20 protein-coding genes and 3 pseudogenes are annotated in these 20,716 nt (G+C 68.1%); 11 read left to right on the forward strand and 12 right to left on the reverse strand.

Features of this window, described 5'->3' with window-relative positions:
* Positions 1-337: 337 nt before the first annotated feature.
* The 4 genes and pseudogenes from KVT44_RS53020 to KVT44_RS61330 form a co-directional block, all read left to right on the forward strand.
* Positions 338-652: pseudogene (locus KVT44_RS53020) on the forward strand (nuclear transport factor 2 family protein); the annotation flags it as partial.
* Positions 653-985: 333 nt separating this feature from the next.
* Entirely contained in the window at positions 986-1,174 is a 189-nt protein-coding gene (locus KVT44_RS53025) for a hypothetical protein (protein WP_217576121.1), read from the forward strand.
* Positions 1,175-1,367: 193 nt separating this feature from the next.
* Positions 1,368-1,805 carry a transposase gene (locus KVT44_RS53030; RefSeq protein ID WP_217576071.1) on the forward strand — a complete coding sequence of 146 codons (438 nt, stop codon included), beginning with the start codon at positions 1,368-1,370 and terminating at the stop codon, positions 1,803-1,805.
* 193 nt (positions 1,806-1,998) lie between these two features.
* Entirely contained in the window at positions 1,999-2,232 is a 234-nt protein-coding gene (locus KVT44_RS61330; protein WP_217576073.1) for a MarR family transcriptional regulator, read from the forward strand.
* Between the two features lie 52 nt (positions 2,233-2,284).
* Here KVT44_RS61330 and KVT44_RS53040 read toward each other — a convergent pair whose 3' ends face one another.
* Positions 2,285-2,569, reverse strand: coding sequence for a hypothetical protein (locus tag KVT44_RS53040; RefSeq protein ID WP_217576075.1), 285 nt, complete (start codon positions 2,567-2,569; stop codon positions 2,285-2,287).
* Between the two features lie 116 nt (positions 2,570-2,685).
* Positions 2,686-3,238 (reverse strand): annotated as a pseudogene (locus tag KVT44_RS53050) (transposase); the annotation flags it as partial.
* Between the two features lie 293 nt (positions 3,239-3,531).
* Between KVT44_RS53050 and KVT44_RS53055 the strand changes: the two are divergent.
* The 3 genes from KVT44_RS53055 to KVT44_RS53065 all read left to right on the forward strand — a co-directional run bounded on the left by KVT44_RS53055 (position 3,532) and on the right by KVT44_RS53065 (position 6,785).
* On the forward strand, positions 3,532-6,231 hold the full coding sequence (locus tag KVT44_RS53055) for a hypothetical protein (RefSeq protein WP_217576079.1): 2,700 nt from the start codon (positions 3,532-3,534) through the stop codon (positions 6,229-6,231).
* Positions 6,232-6,395: 164 nt separating this feature from the next.
* Complete coding sequence (locus KVT44_RS53060; protein WP_254651116.1) at positions 6,396-6,545, forward strand: helix-turn-helix domain-containing protein; 150 nt, start codon at positions 6,396-6,398, stop codon at positions 6,543-6,545.
* A gap of 30 nt (positions 6,546-6,575) precedes the next feature.
* A complete protein-coding gene (locus KVT44_RS53065) occupies positions 6,576-6,785 on the forward strand; it encodes a hypothetical protein (RefSeq protein WP_217576081.1) in 210 nt (69 codons plus the stop codon).
* On the opposite strand, the pseudogene KVT44_RS53070 reads toward KVT44_RS53065, so the two are convergent.
* The 5 genes and pseudogenes from KVT44_RS53070 to KVT44_RS53090 form a co-directional block, all read right to left on the reverse strand.
* A pseudogene (locus KVT44_RS53070) lies at positions 6,753-7,109 on the reverse strand (alcohol dehydrogenase catalytic domain-containing protein); the annotation flags it as partial. The gene KVT44_RS53065 and the pseudogene KVT44_RS53070 overlap by 33 nt on opposite strands.
* 40 nt (positions 7,110-7,149) lie before the next feature.
* Positions 7,150-7,521, reverse strand: a complete 372-nt coding sequence (locus KVT44_RS53075; protein ID WP_217576083.1) for a DUF2255 family protein — start codon at positions 7,519-7,521, stop codon at positions 7,150-7,152.
* A 165-nt stretch (positions 7,522-7,686) separates the two neighbouring features.
* Complete coding sequence (locus KVT44_RS53080; protein WP_217576085.1) at positions 7,687-8,754, reverse strand: NAD(P)-dependent alcohol dehydrogenase; 1,068 nt, start codon at positions 8,752-8,754, stop codon at positions 7,687-7,689.
* Between the two features lie 37 nt (positions 8,755-8,791).
* Entirely contained in the window at positions 8,792-9,676 is an 885-nt protein-coding gene (locus KVT44_RS53085) for an aldo/keto reductase (RefSeq protein WP_217576087.1), read from the reverse strand.
* A complete protein-coding gene (locus KVT44_RS53090; RefSeq protein ID WP_308314394.1) occupies positions 9,676-11,214 on the reverse strand; it encodes an MFS transporter in 1,539 nt (512 codons plus the stop codon). Before KVT44_RS53090 ends, KVT44_RS53085 begins: the two co-directional genes overlap by 1 nt.
* A 244-nt stretch (positions 11,215-11,458) precedes the next feature.
* Between KVT44_RS53090 and KVT44_RS53095 the strand changes: the two genes are divergently transcribed.
* Both KVT44_RS53095 and KVT44_RS53100 read left to right on the forward strand, forming a co-directional pair.
* Positions 11,459-12,355 (forward strand): helix-turn-helix transcriptional regulator, encoded by an 897-nt coding sequence (locus tag KVT44_RS53095; RefSeq protein WP_217576089.1) that lies wholly within the window; start codon positions 11,459-11,461, stop codon positions 12,353-12,355.
* A gap of 28 nt (positions 12,356-12,383) precedes the next feature.
* Positions 12,384-13,403 (forward strand): aldo/keto reductase, encoded by a 1,020-nt coding sequence (locus tag KVT44_RS53100; protein WP_217576091.1) that lies wholly within the window; start codon positions 12,384-12,386, stop codon positions 13,401-13,403.
* Between the two features lie 573 nt (positions 13,404-13,976).
* On the opposite strand, the gene KVT44_RS53105 is transcribed toward KVT44_RS53100, so the two are convergent.
* The 4 genes from KVT44_RS53105 to KVT44_RS53120 form a co-directional block, all read right to left on the reverse strand.
* Positions 13,977-14,819: an IS110 family transposase gene (locus KVT44_RS53105; RefSeq protein WP_217576093.1), complete on the reverse strand. Its 843-nt coding sequence runs from the start codon at positions 14,817-14,819 to the stop codon at positions 13,977-13,979.
* A 497-nt stretch (positions 14,820-15,316) separates the two neighbouring features.
* A complete protein-coding gene (locus KVT44_RS53110) occupies positions 15,317-15,976 on the reverse strand; it encodes an NADPH-dependent F420 reductase (protein WP_217576119.1) in 660 nt (219 codons plus the stop codon).
* Between the two features lie 78 nt (positions 15,977-16,054).
* Positions 16,055-16,990, reverse strand: a complete 936-nt coding sequence (locus KVT44_RS53115) for an SDR family oxidoreductase (protein WP_217576095.1) — start codon at positions 16,988-16,990, stop codon at positions 16,055-16,057.
* 91 nt (positions 16,991-17,081) lie between these two features.
* Positions 17,082-17,714, reverse strand: a complete 633-nt coding sequence (locus KVT44_RS53120) for an NADPH-dependent F420 reductase (RefSeq protein WP_217576097.1) — start codon at positions 17,712-17,714, stop codon at positions 17,082-17,084.
* Between the two features lie 175 nt (positions 17,715-17,889).
* Between KVT44_RS53120 and KVT44_RS53125 the strand changes: the two genes are divergently transcribed.
* Positions 17,890-18,801, forward strand: a complete 912-nt coding sequence (locus KVT44_RS53125) for a LysR family transcriptional regulator (RefSeq protein ID WP_217576099.1) — start codon at positions 17,890-17,892, stop codon at positions 18,799-18,801.
* Between the two features lie 413 nt (positions 18,802-19,214).
* Here the strand turns inward: KVT44_RS53125 and KVT44_RS53130 are convergent, their stop codons facing one another.
* A complete protein-coding gene (locus tag KVT44_RS53130) occupies positions 19,215-19,826 on the reverse strand; it encodes a TetR/AcrR family transcriptional regulator (protein ID WP_217576101.1) in 612 nt (203 codons plus the stop codon).
* Between the two features lie 144 nt (positions 19,827-19,970).
* On the opposite strand from KVT44_RS53130, the gene KVT44_RS53135 reads away from it, so the two are divergent.
* The gene (locus KVT44_RS53135; RefSeq protein WP_217576103.1) at positions 19,971-20,705 is read left to right on the forward strand and encodes an SDR family NAD(P)-dependent oxidoreductase; all 735 of its coding nucleotides are present in this window, start codon (positions 19,971-19,973) and stop codon (positions 20,703-20,705) included.
* The last annotated feature ends 11 nt before the right edge of the window (positions 20,706-20,716 follow it).

Below are 20,716 nucleotides of genomic sequence, written 5' to 3' on the forward strand. Positions count from 1 at the left end.
CGGCGACGGCGCGGGGGAGACCTGGGGGCGCGCCGGGCGCCCCCGCGGCCACGATCCCCCCAGCGGCGGCCGGAGCCGACCGCACGGGCCGGCTGGCCCCGCCGCAGGAGATCGCCGAGACGGTCGCATTCCTGATGCCGGCGGAAGGGCGACATCACTGGCCGGCACATCACCGTCGCCGGCGGCAGCGGTCCGGCGCCCTGACGGTGGAGCGGTCGGTCGCAAGGCGGCGCACCGCTCATGTCACGTCCTCCGCCCTCCCGGCCACACCAGATGGCCGCTGTCGCTGTGCGCGCCTGAACTTTCACCCGACAACCGAGCACGAGCGAGGCTTGATATGACGACAACTGCGGCTTTCGGCTGGGGAAGCACCCACCTCAACACAACGCCGGCGGGAGAGGTGGATCTCGACCCTGCAGAGCGGCTCGCCGTCCAGCAGACGCTGGCACGCTACGCCTTCGCCCTGGATCACGGAGATCTGGTGACGTTGGCGGGCGTTCTGACCGAAGACGCCACCTGGACGGTCAACATCGCCGGTGAGGTCGAGCAGGGCCCCTTCGTCGGACGCGCGGCGATTCTCGACCTGGTGCGAGATGCAACGGAAGCGCAAACCGATCAGCGAAGGCACAACCTGATCAACATGGTCTTCCGCCGTGCGGACGCCGACACGGCAGTGGTGTGGGCCTACCTGATGCTGACGTCGAACGCGGGCGGGAGCGCGACGGGCTTCTACACCCCACTCCCGGCAGGTCGGCGACGACGGTGCCGACGTCGCTGTCCAGCAGCCGCAGCCCATCCGGTGACAGCAGCGCTGCGTGCGTGCCCCCGGGGATGTCGGCGGCGGGCCTCTGCAGAGTTCAGGCCAGATCCGTCTGCGGCCCGCTCGCTGCCTTGCCGGACGCGCCCTGACTGCCGGTCACGCTGGTCATGTCAGGGTTGGTGGCCATATGGATCGCTCCAGAGGGGCAAGGGCCGTCGGTCGCAAGTGGGCTACTGGGGCCAGGGCGCCGAGATGGCCGCCCACCGCACCTTCACCCTCGCCACCGACGTCCCGGTCTACTTCTGCAATCCCGGCAGCCCCCTGGCAGCGCGGCTCGAACGAGAACACCTATTGGTACAGCCTTGGCGGGCCGGGTTGCTTCGACGGGAGAGGTTCGGCGGGACCGCCGGGTGACTCGGAGAACACGTGCCGGAAGGCTTTCCGTTGAGATGTTCACGGCGATCCACAGGGCGAGAGCCCTGGCCGGGAGTGACTTGATAGAAGCCTGCTGAGTCGTCAACTCGCAATAGGTCTGTCCCCTGGCCGGGGCCCTCGCATCTGTCCCGTCATCCGCGCCAGTAGAGAAGAGGACAACTCGATGGTGACAGTGGGGATCGACCCGCACAACCACGTCCATCTCGCAGTGGCGATCGGTGCAGACGGCAAACGGGTCAGCCGGCCCCTGACCATCAAGAACGACGCGGCGTTGATCGGCGTGCTGCTCAAGTGGATCCGCTCGATCGCCGACGGCACGCCTGTCACCTGGGCGATCGAGGACGGCCGTGGCTTCGCCCGCCGCTTGGCCGACGGCCTGCTGTTGGCGGGCCACGAGGTGGTCTGGGTCCCCACCCGGCTGATGGCCGCGCACCGCAAACTGCACGCCGCCACCGGTACCAAGTCCGACCCTGTCGAGGCTGTCGCGGTCGCCCACGCCGCCATGGCCACCCCCGGCCTGGACCGTCACCGCGTTGATGAACACGTGCGCGAGTTGCGTGTTCTGGTAACGGGACCGGTGTTCACTGTTGTCCCCACTGACAAGTCGTAATCACATGGCCGTCCTTCACCTCGGCCTCGAAGCCCTCGTCCTGGAGGCGCTTCAGGTCGGAGCTCGGTAAGTTCTACACACCCCTCGCGGCTGAGAGCCGCCGTTGTCGATGCCGTGCAGGTCTCAGGATTGACTGAGGAGACCTGCGGCGCGGTCACCGTATGCCTGCAACGGCCCAAGCGGTTCGCTGTGGATGCGGAGAGCCACAACTCTCCTCGGAGATGCAGAAGTTCTGGCCGACACCTATCGGTGCGCCCGCGAGCTCAGTACGTTCCGCGCGGCCGAGCTCGCTGAGGAACTGCACATCTCCCTGCCCAACGCGAACAACCGACTCAAGCGTCTCCTCGCAGCAGGAGCACTCAGGCGTGAACGCTCCGATGGCCCCGATCGAGGCGGCAAGGAATTCATCTATAGCGCGCCCGCCTGACGGAAGCCCGCAGCATCGTCCCGTTGACCCCAGTGTGCGGTCTCCTGTGCGGCTACCGGGCCGAACGCGGTGTCTCCGTGCTCCAGACGCACAGCGTGGGCACACCGATGACGCCGATCGTGTCGTCAGGGTGGCCGGCTCGGTACCAGTTCAGCGCCGCGGTGAGAGCGCCTGGCTTGGACAGGTGCCGCACGCAGGCGTCGGCATTGGCCTGCGGGACCTTTCCTGCGGAAAGGCTGCGAAGCTTCTCAATATCGTTGGCGAGCATGCGATCCTCGGGCGCCGGCGTTTCGCGCCAGTCGATCATGTAATTGGAGTCGTGTGCGCTGACCTTCATCGATGCGCAGGGTGTCGGCGAGAGCATCAGGGTATGGGTCGAGACGACTGTCAGGGTGCGTACGTGGCTGGGTTGAGCATCGGCGTCCACCGCGCCGCCGCGCTTCCCCAGTCCCCGCCGATGCGCTGGCTGTGGAGCCATTGCCGCAGGTCGGGGAGGTCGTAGGCTTTGTCGTTGTGCAGCCGATCGGGCTTGGAATGGCCGCTGTGGGATTCGTGTCCTACGCGGAAATGGGCGAGCATCGGTTTCAGCCCGAGGCTGTCGTGGGTGGCCGCAGAGCGGCCGACGCGTAGGGGCAGTCCGTTCGCGTCCGACGGGACGTGCATCTTGGAACCCGGCTTGCGGACTCGAGTACCGCCCGGGACTGGTGGATCAGGCCCTGGCGGGCGAGTATCTCGAGGACCTTCTGGTGGAACCGTCCCCAGACACCCGCCCGCGACCAGATCAGGAACCGGCGGTGCATCATCGGCTTCGACGCCCCGAAACACGGTGGCAGGGCCCGCCATGGGCAGCCGCTGACCGGGACATAGGCGATGGCTGCGAACACGGCGTCGTCATCGATGTTGGCCACCCGCCGCCCTGCGGCCGTACTCGCGCCGCCGGAAGCAAGGGCCTGGTGATCTCCCAGAGCCCCTCCGGCACGCTCCATGCCCACCGTCCACTCCTCATGCCTCGGCCAACGACCAACTGACCATGTAGGAGACGGTGAAGGCCGGTAATCGGTACGAGGACCGGTGGACCGCGCCGGGTGGCGGATCTCCCGCGGGGGCGGGCCTTTCGGATCCGTCTGGAGCCGCCGGGCCGGGCAAGTGTCGATTTGACCGTTTTGTAGGATTTAGGCGATCCTGGAGGTCCTCCTAGGCAGTGGGGTGATCCCCATGTCATTTCCCGGTGGCATCCGTTCGGGGGCCCCGGTCACTGGGCAGCCCAAGGTGTGGTCGTCCGCCCTCCAAAGTACGGCAGTGGGGCCGTACGCCGTCGACGAGAGCCAGTTGCTGGAGGAAGCGCTCACCGCTGTACGTGCTCGGCCGGAGATAGCCGAACAGCTGGCGGTACTTCAGGAACAACCACAGCTCGAGCATGTGGTGGCAGACCAGCGTGGCCTCATCAAGATGAACCTGGCGGAACAGATGGAGCGAACCCGGCAGTTGGGTGTCCGCCTGAATGAGCTGCTGATCACGGAAATCGCGTCGGATCCGGCTCTCCTTGCCTCATTCACAGAGCTTACCGAGGCGGCGGACGGGCTTCGCGACGTGTCGCAGGCGCTGTTCGACGTGAGTCAGGACCCGCCAGCCCGAGTCGAGGATGACACGGCTGTGCGCGTCCTTCTGGCCGTGGCGTGGGAGCGACGCACAGCGGCTGCTGATCTCCTGCTCGCCCGACCAGGCTCGTCTGTCGACTGGGGGCGGCAAGCGAAACGCAGGAACCGAGCCGACCCGCTGCAGTGGCCGGCCCCGCCCCGAGCTGCCGTAAGGCCGGAGATCGTCAACGTCGCGTCGCAACTGCTCAAAATCGAGGAACGCCGGGAGTACTACATGACCGAGCAGATCGCCCGGGCGAGTGAGCGACCGGATTTCCGGAACCTGGAAACAGAGTGGAAGGCGGCCCGGGCTGATCTGGGGTCCATGGCCGAATCGATGATTCATGGGCTGGTTCTCACCGCGCTCAACAGCGCCTTGGCAGCGCAGTTCGCCCTGAGCATGCAGGTCCGCTCCCTCGACGGGCTGCGTGAGACGATCACCAACGAGAAGGTCGTGATCACCTCGTCCTTCGAGCGGCTGGAGTCGATGATTGACCGGCATGGCGAGGGAAGCTTCGGCATCGCTGGCCCGCGTGGTGTCGGCAAGTCGACGCTCATCAAGTTCTTCACGACATCCGGTATCCGCGTGATGGCCCGTAAAGAGTCGACACGGCAGCCACCGGAACGATCGCGACTTGGTGTTTCGGTGGCGGCCCCCGTCGTGTACGAGTCGCGCGAGTTCGTCCTGCACCTGCACGCTGAGGTCTGCCGGACGCTGCTCGGCCCCGACGCAGACCGGATGCTCGAGGTCGATGTGGAGGCGACCCCGAGACGCGCTACCAGTGTCCTCACGGCAGTGGGCGTTGCATTGGCCGGTGTGGCGTGCCTCGCCGGGGGCGCCATGCTCGTCGCCGTTGCTGCCCGACGCCTCAGCGCACCCGATGACGCGTGGACCTATGCAGGCTTGGTGATGACCACCATTGCGGTCGGACTGCTGGTGCTGCTCCTCATCGGGACCGCGTGGCTGGCGGTGCCCGGCCGCCGGACCAGATTCATCACCGCCTGGGCTCCGATTGATGCGATGACAGCCGAGGATCGGCGCCATTACCGGGCCGTGCGGCTCAGCTGGGGTTGGCCCACCCTCGCGCTGACCGCGGCCATCGGCCTGTCTCTGCTCACGGTGTCCGGCGGGTTGGGACGAGGTACCTGGATGCTGTTGGGTGGCACGGCTGCGGTCGTTCTCGGTGCGACATTGCTCTCCTCGGGGAGGCAGCATCATGCGCGGGTCTTGCGGAACCACGGGCACCTTCCTCCTGCGAGGGCTGCCGAAACCACGGCCTACTCCAGTGAGGCCGGGCTCCGTGAACTCGCGCTCGGCCAGCTCCGGCAGATCCGCTATGAGCAGACCCTCAGCAACGAGCACTCCATGACGCTCAGACTCGGTGGCGCGCGGCAACTTCCCGTTGGTGTCGACGTCGGGTCCAAGCAAGGGACGGCGCTGGCGGAACGGACGAAGACCTACCCCGAGGTCGTGTCCGGTCTCCGGGCCTTCCTGGAGGCCGTCACCCAGCAGCACCAGGTCGTCATCGCCGTCGACGAGCTGGACAAGCTGCGAAGTGCGCAGGAAGTCGAGAACTTCCTCAACGACATCAAGGGTGTGTTCGGTGCCAGCCGCTGCTTCTTCCTCGTCTCCGTCTCGGAGGAGGCGGCCGCAAGCTTCGAACGTCGCGGCATGCCCTTCCGCGACGTGTTCGACAGCTGTTTCGACGATGTCCTCACCCTCCAGCGACTGGGGCTCGACACAGCGCGGAAGATCCTCTACGGGCTGCTGCTCGGGTGGACGGAGCCCTTCGTCGCCCTGTGCTACGTACTCTCCGGCGGCCTCCCTCGGGAACTGCAGCGCAGCGCGCGCGAACTGGTAGGTCAGCACGGCGAGAAAAGCACCATCGACCTGTTGCAAGCCGTGCCGGAGCTGATGCGCCGCGAGGCGACCGCTCGGCTCGGGGCCGTCCGCCACGGCCTGCTCCGGGAGGCATGCGGACCGGCCGGCCTCGCCCTCGTCAGCCGCATCGAACTCATCGACCCGGCGTGCGCCTCCGCGGGCCAGTTCCGGGAGTGGTACAAGGAGCTGGCCGAGTGGTGCCTGCGGCAGTTCGCAGGACTCGGCAAACCGGACGGGTCGTCACCGATGCCCGCGGTCACACGCATGGGATGCGAACTCGCTGCTTTCATGCTCTTCGCCGCGACAGTGACGGACTTCTTCGGGAGCACCCTGACTTCGGACCGTCTCCAGCAGGCAGCAAAGCCAGAGGCCGGCGGCAAGTCTCTGACCAAGCTCGCGGACGCCCGCCATGCCCTCTCCCTCAGCCCGTGGACCTCAGTCGGCTGCCTTACTGCCTTCCGCGACGCTTGGGGCCTCTGAGCTTGACTCTGGCGGGGACCTTGGGGTTTCCGATGCGGCAGGGTGATCAACGGGCATGCTCGAGGCTGCTTCGAAGACCGATGCAGTTGTCGAGGTGCACGTTGTTTCTCCGTCACCGTTCCGGTGGTGTGCCCCGGTTCTAATGGAGTCGGATCGCTGGACAATTGACCATCCAGCAGCCTTCGGAGGCCGTGATGCCCCGCAGCTATCCGCCCGAGTTCCGCCGCAAGGTTCTCGATCTCGTCGCATCCGGAAGGAAGGTCGCGGAGGGCGCCCGGCTCCTCGGTATCAGCGAGCAGACGATCTACGTCTGACGCCGCCAGCACCTCATCGATACGGGGCAGTTGCCCGGCACGAACAGCAGCGACCTGTCCGAGCTCGATGCGACCCGCAAGCACATCGCCGAGCTGGAGGCCGAGTTGGCCATTCACCGGCGCGCTGCCGAGCTGCTGGGTGAGGTGACGTCCCCAAAAGGCGGTTCGATCGAGGGTGCCGTCGGCCTGCGGGACGCGGGCGGCCTAGTCCTGGCCGCCGTCGATGCCGTTCACGCTTGACTGGCCGCCGTGCGGACAGGAGGTCTGCAGCCCGTCGCGGCAGTACGCGCAGGTGTTGTCGGCCCAGACGAACGAGGCGACGACCACGTCCCCGGGCTTGAGGTTGCGTATCTCCGAGCCGGTTTCCTCGACGACGCCGAGGAACTCGTGGCCCATGTGGCGGGGGGTGTCGGTGGGCTCCAGTGACTTGTAGGGCCACAGGTCGCTGCCGCAGACGCAGGACAGCAGGATCCGGACGACTGCGTCGGTGGGCTGCTGGATTTTCGGGTCGGCAACGTCTTCGACGCGTACGTCTTCGGCCGCGTAGATCAGGGTGGCTCGCACGAGCGGAACTCCTTGGGAAAGGTGGTTACGGGGAGGGCGGTCAGCGGGGTTCGAGACGCAGGGTGGAGTTGCGGGCCCGGTCAGTCAGGACGTGCTCGACGATGCTCGTGTACCGCCCGTACTTCTCCCGGTAGGCCGCGTCCACGTCGGCGTACTCGCCGGGATCGGCTTGGCGGAAGGCGACCTCGGCCCGGACACCTCCCGCCTCGATACGTCCCTGGTGGCGCGACTGCGTGCCCCGGTGCCACGGGCCGTCCACGCCCTTGACCGAGCGGACGTAGACGTGGTCGCCCGCCCGCACGACCCACATGGTCACCGGGGCGCGGAGTGTGCCGTCGGCGCGTTCGGACTCAAGGTCCAGTTCCTCCACCGCGCCGACCTTCATGAGATCCGAGTCGTTCCAGGTGGTCATAGTCCCCACCTTCCGTGGGTAGCGGTGTTCAATCTTCTGCAGGGCGCCGAGGGTGAGTCCTGGCGGTTGTCGCCCTGCGGAGGTCGCCGGCGTGGCGCGACTCGACGACCAGCGCCGCGTCGGAGTCGTCGGCCCGGGCTGTGACGGCACTTCGCGGTGCGCGCGTCACGCCTTCAGATCGGCGAAGGTCGCGCCGTCGATCACGAACCGGTAGCGGACGTCGGAGGCGAGGATCCGCTCGTAGGCGGTGTTGATGTCCTGCGCGCCGATCATCTCGATGTCGGCCGTCACCCCGTGCTCGGCCGCGAAGTCGAGCATCTCTTGCGTCTCGGCGATGCCACCGAACAGCGACCCCACGTAGGACCGCCCGTTCTGGCACAGAGTGAAGACGTCCATCGGCATCGGCTCGGTCGTCACTCCGACGTTCACCATGGTGCCGTGCAGGCGCAGCATCCCGAGGTAGTCGGGGAGGTTCACCGGCGCGCTGACCGTGTTGAGGATGATGTCGAAGGTGTTGGCCAGCTCGGTGAACGCCTGGCCGTCACCGGTCACGGCGTAGTGGTCGGCGCCGAGGGCGGTGGAGGCCTCGCGCTTGCTGTCGGACTGGGACAGGACGGTCACGTCGGCGCCCATGGCCTTGGCCATCTTCACGCCGAGGTGACCCAGGCCGCCGAGACCCACGACCGCGACCTTGGTGCCCTGCCGGGCGCCGAATCGCTCGAGCGGGGCGTACACGGTGATGCCGGCGCACAGCAGCGGAGCGGCTGCGGCCGGGTCGAGGGTTTCCGGGACACGGACGACGAAGTCCTCGGGGGCGACGATCGCCTCGGAGTAGCCGCCCTGGGTGTGGGCGCCCGGCTCGACGGGGTCCGGGCTGCCGAAGACCAGGGTGTGGCCCTTGAGGCAGTACTGCTCCTGGCCTGCCCGGCAGTTCTCGCACTCGCGGCAGGAGTTGACCATGCAGCCGATGCCGACCAGATCGCCGACCTGGTGACGGGTGACGTCGGAGCCGACCTCGGTGACCCGGCCGACGACCTCATGGCCGGGGACGAGCGGGCTGGTCGGCAGCGGGCCGAACGCGCCGCCGACGAAGTTGATGTCGGAGTGGCAGATGCCGCAGTACAGGATGTCGAGTTTGACGTCGTGCGTGCCGACGTCGCGACGCTGGAGGGTGAGGGGAACGAGCGGCTGGCCGGTTTCGTGGGCGCCGAACGCGTTGACGGTAGTGGGCATGAGTGGCTTCTTCTCGGAAGTCGGGGAGGAGGGGGTCTCAGGCTTCGGGGATGGCGCGGCCGTAGTCCGCGAGGGTGACGGCTTCCGGCTCGGGGCCGCCTCGCCGGCCGGTCTCCAGGGCATCGAGAGCCTTCAGTTCGTCCGCGGTGAGTTCGAAGTCGAAGACCTCGATGTTCTCGGCGATGCGATGGCGCTTGGTCGACTTGGGGATCACGGAGCGGCCGTGCTGGAGGCCCCAACGCAGGAGCACCTGGGCCGGGCTCTTGCCGTGCGCCTCGGCGATGCCGGTGACGACCGGGTCCTCCAGGACGCTCCTGCGGTGCTCGCCGTATCCCGGGTAGAAGGTGATTCCGCCGATGGGGGACCACGCCTGGTTGAGGATGTGGTGCCGGTCGTCGAAGTCGAGGACGGCGCGCTGCTGGAAGTAGGGGTGGATCTCCAGCTGGTTGACGGCCGGGACGACGGTGGTGGCGTCGAGCAGGGCGGTCAGGTGGTCGACCATGAAGTTGCTGACGCCGATGGCCCGGACCTTGCCGTCGGCCAGGAGTTTCTCCAGGGCGCGGTAGGCGGCCAGGGTCTTGTCGAAGTCCGACGGGAGGGCCTGGTGCAGGATGAGCAGGTCGATCCGGTCCAGGCCGAGCTTGGCGGCGCTCTTGTCGAAGCCGTGCAGAGTCTCGTCGTAGCCGTAGTCGCTGATCCAGATCTTCGTCTCGATGAAGATGTCGTCGCGGGGGACTTCGGAGTCGCGGATGGCCCGGCCGACCTCGCGTTCGTTGCCGTAGGCGGCGGCGGTGTCGATGTGCTGGTAGCCGAGGTCGAGCGCGGCCGTGACGGCGGCGCGGGTCTCGTCCGGCGGGGTCTGGAAGACACCGAGTCCGAGGGAGGGCATCTCGACGCCGTTGTTGAGGGTGAGGGTCTGCATCACAGGGACCTTTCGTGCGGGCGGGTACGTGCGGGGACGATGAGGGTGAGGGTGGCCGCGAGGGCCAGGGCGAGCAGGACGGCGGACCCGGTCAGCGCGGCACCCGAGCGGGCCGCGATGTCGGCGGCCCCGTGACCGGTGGAGACAGAAGCGGCCACGGCGGTCAGGATGCTCAGGCTCAGCGCGCTGCCGATCTGGTGCACCGTGTTGACCAGGCCCGATCCGGCCCCCGCGTCCGCCGGGGCGACGCCGTCGACGCCGCTGGAGGTCAACGGGGCCAGCGTCAGCCCCTGGCCGGCGCCGATGAGCACCATCGGCAGCGCCACTCCCGTTAGGTAGGGGGTGTGCAGGTCGAGGCGGCTGAGCCACACCATGCCCGCCGTGGTCAGGGCGACCCCGGTGAGCAGCACTCTCGGCCTGCTCACCCGCTCCAGCAACCGCGGCACCTGGACCGCGAGGACGAAGTTGATCAGCGTCATCGGCAGGAAGGCGAGACCTGCCTGCAGCGGCGTCCAGTGGTAGACGTTCTGCACGAACTGCGCGGTGAAGAAGAAGAAACCCATCATCGCGCCCATGTAGAGCATCCGGGTGACGTAGGCGCCGCTGCGCTCCCGGTTCGCGAACAGCCGCAGCGGCACGATCGGCTGCGTGGCCCGCTGCTCCACCCGGACGAACAGGCCCAGCATCACGGCGCCGGCCACCAGCGGTAGCAGGGTGGCCGGGGCGGTCCAGCCGAGATCGGCCGCATCGACGATGCCCAGGACCAGGGCGGTCGAGCCCAGCGTCGCCAGCAGTGCGCCCGGAACGTCGAAGCGGCCCCTGTGACGTGTGGTCTCGGGCAGGATTCGTACCGCCAGCACCATCATCACGATGCCGATCGGGACGTTGAGGAAGAACCCCGCCCGCCACGAGATGAGGTCGGCGACGAGCCCTCCGACGACGAGGCCGAAAGCGGCACCGAGACCGGCGACGGCGCTGTAGGCGGCCATCGCCCGGTTGCGGGCTTGGCCCTCGGGGAAGCTGCGCGTGAGCAGGGACAGGGCGGAGGGGGCCAGAACCGCTGCTCCGACGCCTTGCAGCGCTCGCGCGCCGATCAGCCACCACTGGGTCTGCGCGGCTCCGACCAGGAGCGAGGTCACGGAGAAGACGATCAGGGAGAACAGGAACACCGTGCGGTGTCCGAACAGGTCACCGGCTCGGGCCCCGAGGAGGAGCAGTCCGCCGAAGACCAGGACGTAGGCGTTGGTGATCCAGGACAGGCCGGTCTCGGAGAAGCCCATGTCGGATCGGATCTGCGGCAGCCCGGTGAACACGATCGAATTGTCCAGGATGACCATGAAATAGCTGACGCAGATGATCGCGAGGATCAGCGTCGCGTGGACCGGGGCCTTGTGGAACCGCGCTGCCTGGTGTGTCGGCGGATGCAAAGCGGCGGTTGCCATCAGGTCACCGGGCGGTTCGGCGGCTCCCTGAGTGTTCGGGTCGGCTGTACGCCCGGCGTGGACGTCGCCGGTTCCGGACAAGGGCGCTGTGTGCACGGTGCTCCTTCAGGTCGGTCTCTGATCCGGACCCAGTCGTGGTCGGCCGGGTCCTCGGCCTTATCCAGAGAACCGCGTCTCGGCGCGCGGGTGGGAGTCACTGCTCTTCCAGGTAATGGCAGTACCTCGCAGGCGCTCACCGGCGGACCTACCGTGAGGAGACCGGCACAGAATTCACGACGATTACAAGGAGCCACCCGATGTCCGCCCTCACCGCCACCGCGAAAGCTCCCAGGGCCTGAGCATGGCTGACAGTGACAAGAAGGCTCTGGCCGCCGAGGTACGCGAGTTTCTGAGCACCCGGCGGGCCCGGATCACCCCGGAGCAGGCCGGGCTGCACGTCTACGGGGGCAACCGCCGCGTCGCCGGCCTTCGCCGCGAGGAGGTCGCCCTGCTCGCGGGCATGAGCGTGGACTACTACATCCGGCTCGAGCGTGGGAATCTCACCGGCGCATCGGACTCGGTGCTGGACGCCCTCGCGCACGCGCTGCAGCTCGACGAGGCCGAACGCACCCACCTGTACGACCTGGCCCGCGCGGCGACACCGTCTGGCCGGCGCCCCACGGTGACCGCGTCGCGGGTGCGGCCCACGATCCTGCGGCTGCTCGACTCGATGACCGACGTGCCGGCCTACGTGCGCAACGCGCGCTTCGACCTCCTGGCCGCCAACACGCTGGGACGCGCGCTGTACGCACCCGTTTTCGACTCGCCGCTGTTCGCCCGGCGCGGCCCGGTCAACAGCGCCCGCTTCATGTTCCTCGACCCCGCCAGCCAGGAATTCTGGATCGACTGGGAAAAGGGCGCGAACGACGCGGTCGCCTTCCTGCGCACGGAGACAGGCCGGGCGCCCCACGACAAAGCGCTGACCGATCTGATCGGGGAGCTGACGACCAAAAGTGACGACTTCGCCCGCCGCTGGGCCCGCCACGACGTGAAGTTCCACCGCTCTGGCGTCAAGAACCTGCACCATCCGCTGGTCGGCGATCTCGCGCTGCCCTACGAGGCGATGGACCTGCCGGCCGACCCGGGCCTCCGCCTCAACTTCTACACCCCCGAACCGGACTCCCGGGAACGAGAAGCCCTGGGCATGCTCGCCAGTTGGGCCGGCACCGGCACCGTCGTTCCCGCCGCGAACGACTGACCACCACACGATCGAGGAGAACACCTTCATGCAGTATCGACCGCTCGGCCGTACCGGCGTCCAGGTCAGCCCGCTCTGCCTGGGCGCGATGATGTTCGGCCCCTGGGGCAACGAGGATGAGGCCGACTCGATCCGGATCATCCACCGCGCCCTCGCTGCGGGCATCAACTTCGTCGACACCGCCGACGTGTACTCCGCAGGCGTCTCGGAGGAGATCGTCGGCAAGGCGCTCAAGGACCGCCGCGACGACGTGTTCCTGGCGACGAAGTTCTTCATGCCGATGGACCAGAACGACCCCAACCAGCGCGGCGGCTCGCGGCGTTGGATCATCCGCGAGGTCGAGAACTCCCTGCGCCGCCTGGGCACCGATCACATCGACCTCTACCAGGTCCACCGCCCCAGCCCGGACACGGACGTCGCCGAAACCCTCGGCGCCCTCTCCGACCTCGTGCACCAGGGCAAGATCCGCTACATAGGGTCCTCGTCCTACTCCGGCTCCCAGATCGTCGAGGCCCAGTGGGTCTCACGGGAGCGCCACCTCGAACGCTTCGTGACCGAGCAGCCGCCGTACTCGATCCTGGTCCGGGGCATCGAGGAGGACGTGCTTCCCACCGCGCGCCGTCACGGCATGGGCACCCTCACCTACAGCCCGCTCTCCGGCGGCTGGCTCTCCGGCCGCTACCGCAAGAACGCCTTCGACGGCCCGGCTTCGGCGGCGCGCCCTCAGGCCCGGTTCGACATGAGCACCCCGGCCAACCAGCGCAAGCTCGACGCCGTCGAACAGCTCGCCGTCCTGGCGGAGAAGGCCGGTCTCACCCTGATCGAGCTGGCCGTCGCCTTCGTCATCAACCACCCCGGCGTCACCTCGGCGATCATCGGCCCGCGCACCATGGAGCAGCTGGAGGCGTTCCTGCCCGCCGCCGGCGTCACGCTGTCTTCCGACATACTGGACGCCATCGACGAGATCGTCGCCCCTGGGGTCACGGTCAACCCGGTCGACAACAGCTACGGCGACTTCGAGCTGCGGGCCGACCAGCGGCGTCGCTGACGTGAGTCGGCTCGGCGGGTCCCGGACGGTGAGCACACCGCCCGCGATCACACAGAACAAACAGGCCGAACCGACGGCCCAAGCATGCGCTTACGGCCGCTGAGGTATCGAGGTCGAACGTGATGTCGACGTTCGCGGTCCGTTGTGGTCGGCCAGAGTCGATTTCAAGGTGTTCCGTGAGCTGGGATTGAGCATGTTTTGCGGGCTTGGGCCGGGGGTCTTTTGAGTGTGGGGAGAATTGACGGGTGCTGTCCTGCGGCGGGGTCTGACTCTGGGGATCTGTGACCGGGGTGTCTTGCTCACGCTGTGTCGACCGTTGGCCGGGGATGGTGCGTTGCTGGTACCGGGCCGGCGGAGCGTGTCCCGATAGCGCCTCTGTGTGTCAAGCTGCGGGTGCGAGATGGCTGCGACGGTCTCGTTTCATGATTCGGTAGACCACGTTGGAGAGGCGTCGTTTCAGGGCTCTTCGGGCCTCTGCGGGCGTCTTGCCTTCCGCGATCTTGCGCAGGTAGTAGTCCTGGCCGCGACCGGGATTGCGGATCTGGCAGACGGCGATGATGTGAAGCGCGGAGTTCAGGGCACGGTTTCGCCGGTGTTGAGCCGGTGCCGGATGTTCTTCCCGCTGGAGGCGTCCAGCGGTGCCGCGCCAACATAGCTGGCGAAATGGTGTTCAGTCGGGAAGCGATCGATGTCGCCGATGTGGCCGAGGATCCTTGCGGCGAGCACGGTGCCCAGGCCCGGCAGCGACGTCAGCGTGGTCTGTGACGCGGCCAGGGTGTCGCGTATCTGGGCCTCGTTCGCCTTGGCCTGCCGGTCCAGCCGACGCGGGTGGGCCAGCAGATCATGGGCGATGTCACGGCGGCAGTTGTCGGTGGCCGTGATCGGGCGGATGCCCTTCATGAGCGTGGCGGCCTTGTCCGCCGAGAGGCCGGTGGGGGCTCCGCCGGGCAGCAGGTCGCGCAGGACGGCGTGGAGGCGGTTGGTGGTGCGGGTCCGCTCGTTGACCGGGTCGTCATGACGCTCTGTGAGCAATCGGAGGATGGTGGACTGGTCCTCGGGAGTGACCTTGCGCAGGTCCTGGCGGAAGAGCGCGACCTGGGCGACGTGCAGGGCGTCGGCGGGGTCGGTCTTGCGGTCCCCTCCGGTGGCCGGCAGGCGTGCACGCGCGGACAGGGTGGAGGGGACGTCCACCACGTCCTCGCCCCCGGCGGCCAGTTGCTGGGCGAGCGCGCGGCCCAGGCCGCCGGCGCCTTCGATGGCGAAGCGGCGCTCGGGCCACGGCTCGCACCAGTGCATCAGCTGCGTGAAAGTGCCGGCGTTGACGACGAAGCGCCGCTGGCCGGTCTTGTGGCCTGCGCCGTCCACGGCGACGGCGGTGTGAGAGGACTTGTGGGGGTCGATCCCGATCGTGATCACGCGCATCCCGGTCTGTGCTCGAAGCGGCGAAGTATGCGGTGGGCACCCTGACTTGAAGTAGCGGTCGCACACGTTCATGCCTCTGTCGAGCCACAGCGCGTGGGTGTCGGCCGGCGGCGGCACGCTATCGGAGAGCCAGCCCGTGGGCGGCAAGGGGCACTGCGGGCCCGTGCCGACCGACACCCTGGACGCTACGGCTGCAGACCGCGCGTCTGGGCCCGATTCAACAAGTCAGGGGCCTGCCGATTTTTGTGGTGTCCTCACGATTCTGACCGCCCGGTTGGCCCGGTACCGGCAACGCGACGCGGCCCGGAAAGACTTCTACCTGGTCAGATAGCCACAGCCAGGACCCCGCTTATAGGGGCTGTGCGACGAGACGCAGGGGCAACCCGTCGCTGGATTCGACGCCTTTGCGTGCGAAATATGCCCCCGCCCGGTATCCACCGGGCGGGGGCATGGCACGGCCGGACCACATCACGGTCCGCGATAATTGACGGTTACCGTGTTGCGGTGGCCAGTGCCGCGCGGATGGCGTCCTCGCCGACCGGCTGGCCCTTCTCGTTCGAGTACGGCCCGTACGGTGTTCCCCACACCGGCGTGCCCGTCGCCTGCCGCCAGCTGTCGGCCAGCGTTCCCGCGTCCACCACGCTGTAGCCGATGGAGTAGATGAATTCGGTCACCGCCGCCTTCGCCGGTGCGGAGTCACCGGCGATCGGCAGGTAGGAGCGGTCAGCCGCCCCAGTCGGGCGTGCGAGTGACAGCAGGTGCTTGAAGAAGATGTTGTTGAACGCCTTTACGAGCAGGGCGTCCGGGACGTACCGCAGAAGCAACTCGCTCGAGGTGAGGGACTTGCTGTCTAGCTCGGGGATGTGCCCGTCACGCTCGGGGCCGTAGTTGCAGGTGTCGATGACCGTCTTCCCGGCCAGTGGCGCGGCGGGCACGTGGGGGAAGGCGCTGACCGGCACCGTGACCACGACAATGTCACCAGCCGCTGCGGCCTCTTCGCTCGTCGCCGCGGACGCCCGCGGCCCCAGTTCCGCGGCCGTGTCCACGAGCGTTTCGGGACCGCGCGAGTTGCTGAGCACCACCTGGTGCCCGGCCCCGACAGCGAGTCGCGCGAGGGTCCTGCCGATGCTTCCGCTTCCGATGAATCCCACAGTCGTCATAATCTCAACGTCCTTCAGAAGAGCCGAAGTTGCCGGTTGCCGGGCTCGTTACGATCCGGGTTCCTGCCGTCAGCCGGCGGGGAAGTAATGGCCGTTGTCCAGATCGGCGAGCAGGCGGGGCCGGGCGGGTTCCCAGCCGAGGGTCCGGCGGGTGATGAGGTTGGACGCCGGGTAGCTCTGCGTGACGATATTCGTGAGGAACCCGAAGTACCCCGGCGTCATCAGGGCATCGTTGGGAACGCTCACGGCGGGCAGGCCCAGGCGGCTGGCGATGGCCTCGGCGATGCCGCGGAACGGGATGCCCCCGTCCTCGACCGCGTGCCAGTATTTGCCGGCCGACCCCTTCTCCAGCGCCAGGCGGAACAAGGTGGCGGCATCGCGGATGTGCACGGCGTTCCACAGGTTCGCGCCGTCGCCGTGGTAGCCGACGAACCCCTTTTCCTTCGCGAGCGCGATCAGCGTGGGGAGGAAGCCGGCAAGATCGGTCGTGCTGTGCGCGATGTTGGCGATCCGCACGACCGAAGAGCGCACCCCCTGCTCGGCGAGGTCCACAACGGCCCTTTCCACTATGTTGCGGACCCGCAGGGTGCCCTTGTGCTCATCGCCGGCGGGGAGGGCCGGGTCCTCCTCGGTGGCCGGCCGCTCCAGGTTCCCGGGCGAGCCGATGCTTCCCGCCGTGACCAGAGGCTTTCCGGTTCCCGCGAGTGCCTCGCCGTACGCGAGCATGATCGGGAGCTCCGCGGCGGCCACGGCGTCGAGCCCGCCGGAGGGAAGCAGATCCTGCCTGTGGGCGACGTGGATGACGCCGTCGGAGTCCGCGGCTGCCTCCTTGAGCCCGTCGAGATCCTGGAGGTCGCCGCGACGCACCTTCGCGCCGAGCGCGGACAGGGCGGCCGCGGAAGCGTCCGACCGGGCCAGGCCGGTGACCTCGTGCCCGGCGGCGATGAGCTCGGGGATGATGTACGAACCGGAATGGCCGGTCCCCCCAGCGACGAAAACGCGCATCTAACTTTCCTTGTGAGGGTAGGTGCAGGGTCTTTTCGTGCCGTAAGTGAACTGGCGTAATGCGGCACGAGAGGTAGTGGTAGGGGTGCGCTCAGCCGAGAAGGGTGATGCCGAGGGAGAAATTGGTGTGCTTGACGGAGTGGTTCATGAGGCCCAACTCCAGCAGGCCGACGTTCTCCAGTGCCCGCGCCATGGACAGCTCCCCGGTGTCCCAGGGGCGCAGCCCCAAGCTCTCGACGAACGCCGACACGCGTGCCTTCGCCTGCGCGTCGTCGCCGGCGATGAACACGTCCAGAGGGTGGCCCTCGGCCGGGCCGGCCGCCAGAACGTGGGAGAACACAGTGTTGAACGCCTTGACGACATGCGCGTCGTCGGGAGCCGCCTTGGCGATCTCCTGGGCGCCGGAACTGCCGTCGGGGACGACGAAGCCCTGCAGGTCGGGGGCTACGGGGTTGGTGATGTCGATGACGACCTTGCCGCGCAGTGCGTCCCCGTACTCCTTCACCACCGCCGCCGCGCCGGCGTACGGCGCGGCGAGGATAACGATGTCCCCGGCCGGGGCGGCCCCGGCCGTCCCGACCGTGGCGCCGCCGAGCGTGGCGGCCAGCTCCTTGGCCTTGGCCGGGTCGCGGCCGATGATCTCGACGGCGTTGCCGCCGGCGAGCGCCCGGCCGGCCAAAGCACGGGCCATGTTTCCCAGTCCGATAATGCTGATGCTGCTCATCGGTGTTCCTGCTTTCCGGGCTTGGACCCTGCTGTCAACTGTCGAATTCTTGGGTCGAATTCACTTCGGCGCCCTTAAGCGTCTGTTTTCAGGCTGCCATCGGGTCTGAGTGGGTGTCCAAGACCTCTTGAAGCTGTGGTGATACCTTGAAGGCATCACCGGGCCGGGAGGTGCCATGGATCTGGATCTGCGCAAACTGCGTTACTTCGTCACCGTGGCCGACCGGCTGCATTTCGGCCGCGCCGCCGATGAGCTCCATATCGCGCAGCCGGTGCTCAGCCGGCAGATCCGCGCGCTTGAGCAGGATCTCGGCGCCTCGCTGTTCACCAGGGATCGCCACGGAGTAGAGCTGACAGACGCGGGACGGCAACTGCTGGCCGACGCCGGTCCGCTGCTCGCCTCAACCCACGCGGTCCGCCGCCGGGTGTCCGCGGCCGCCCGCGGCAACCGGCGGCTGATGGTCGGTTTCCGGGCCGGCATCCCGGTCATCCCGGCGGCGCGGGCGTTCGAGGACCGGCACCCGGACGTGGTCGTGGACGTGCAGCGGATCGAAGGGGACGACCAGGCTGCGATGCTGCTCGACGGCCGCATCGACGTCGGCTATGTGCGGCTGCCCATCGACGAGGCCGGCCTGCGCGTCACCCCGCTGTACATCGAGCCGCGGGTAGCGGTACTGCCCGCCGGACACCGGTTGGCCGCCAAGGAGGAGGTCACCGAGGCCGACCTGGCCGGCGAACCGCTGGTCTGGGACGGTGACCCTGGCACGCAGCCCACCAAGCGCCCGCACCCTAATGCCGGGTACCCGGTGCGCGGGGTGGACGAGACGCTCGAGCATGTCGCGGCCGGACGGGGCATCTCCTTCCTGGCCCGTTCGGCGTCCGTGTTCTACTCGCATCCAGACGTCGTCTATGTGCCCATCCCGGAACTGGCGCCCGACCAGGTGTGCCTCGCGGTGGCGGCATCGCACACCTCGCTGGTAGTGGATGACTTCGTCACTGCGGCTCAGTCGACGGCCGAGATCACGGCAGAATGTGGGAACTATGAGATGTGGCAGCTTGGAGGCGATGCCGCCACAAGGCACGCTTGAGCACTTCGACTGACCCCGTTCATCATGCGCTGAAGAGTGAAATGGCCTGACGGAGCGGTGCTGTTGCGGCTGACCTCTGAGACGGTTCCGTTCTTCGGCCACCCGCATCTTCAGAACCTCTGCCAGCTGCGTACGAGTTCTTCATGCGCCACCGCGTACGGACGTATGTGATCAGCCGTCTGTTCGAACCGGCGGCGCGTCAGCGCCCTGGGCCGAGACGACGGCCTCGAACTCCTGCGACCTTCGAGGGTCGCCATTCTCCCCGGCGGCTTCTGCTGCGGCCTTCAACAGGCGGGCGGGGTGGCCAGTTCCGTAAAAGCCTGCAATGCCAGGTGCCCGGCGGCTGGTATCGCGTGCCAGCCGGTGCAGCCGCGTGACCGGTAGCGCATCCAGCCCGGCCGCGATGCGCCACGTTAACTCGACACTTCCTCCCGTCGTCGGTCATCGCTGGCTGTGGCGGGGAGGGCGTTGTCGATGAGGACGGCGGCGATGGCGGCGGCGGTGGGGAAGGTGTCGGCGTTGAGGACCCGGGTGCGGGCCGCGGCGCCGTCGATGAGCAGCGCGAGCTGCTCGCCGAGCTGTTCAGGGTCGGCGGCGCCGGCTTCGCGGGCGGTGTCGGCGAGCCGCGCGGCGACGGCTTCCTTGTAGTCGCGCGCGTACTGGGATGCGGGGTGCTGGGGGTCGTGAAGTTCGACGGCGGCGGCGATGTAGGGGCACAGGGGGGTGGTGGGGGGGATGTCGAAGGCGGCGAGGAGCCGTTCGCGGGGCGTGAGGTCGGTGCGGTCGAACACGCCGGACAGAACGGAGGGGTCGAACCGGCGCAGGTACTCGGCGACGAGTTCGTCCTTGCCGGCGAAGTGCTGGTAGGCCGTGCGCTTGGACACCTGGGCCGCCGCGCAAAGCTGGTCCATGCCGGTGCGGTTGATGCCCTGCTCGCGGAACAGTTGCTGGGACGCGCTGATGATGCGCTCGCGGGCGCCCCGGCCGCGGCGGCGGCCCGTGGGGCCCTTCTCCAACTCCGTCATGGCTCCATCGTACCGCAGCTAGGTAACGACCGGTGTACATAGTTTGCGTCCCGCCCGCCCGCCCCGTACCGTAAGCACACAGGGCGGTGTACATAACTCCGTCGCCCCAGGTACACACGGCACCACCGACTCAAGGGAACGACTATGGGAAAGCTTGACGGCAAGGTCGCGGTCATCACCGGCGGCACCACCGGCATGGCGCTGGCCGGCGCGAAGCTGTTCGTCGACGAGGGAGCGCACGTCTTCATCACCGGCCGCCGCCAGGACGCCCTGGACGAGGCCGTGAAGCAGATCGGCCGCAACGTCACCGGCGTCCAAGGCGACGCCGCCGACCTGGATGACCTGGACCGCCTGTACGACACCGTCAAGCGGGAGAAGGGAAGCCTCGACGTGCTGTGGGCCAGCGCCGGAGGGGGCGAGCCCGCCCCGCTCGGCGAGATCACCGAGGCCCACTTCGACGCCGCGTTCTACCTCAACGCCCGCGGCACCCTGTTCACCGTCCAGAAGGCCCTCCCGCTCTTCAACGACGGCGGTTCCATCCTCATGACCGGCTCCAACGCCTCCCTCGGCGCCTTCCCCGGCTGGAGCGTCTACGCCGGCAGCAAGGCCGTCCAGCAGGCCTGGGCCCGCGTCTGGCTCAACGAGCTCAAGGACCGCCGCATCCGCGTCAACGTCCTGACCCCCGGCCAGGTCGCCACCGCCAAGCAGGAAGAACTCTTCGACGAGGCCACCAAGCGCCAGTTCGAGTCCCTCATCCCTCGCGGCCAGATGGGCCACCCCGACGAAATCGCCACCGCCGCCCTCTTCCTCGCCTCCGACGACTCCAGCTACGTCAACGGCATGGAACTCGTCGCCGACGGCGGCACCACCGCCATCTGAACCGAACAACC

It is taken from the genome of Streptomyces sp. GbtcB7 (assembly GCF_019091445.1).
Lineage (GTDB): Bacteria > Actinomycetota > Actinomycetes > Streptomycetales > Streptomycetaceae > Streptomyces > Streptomyces mirabilis.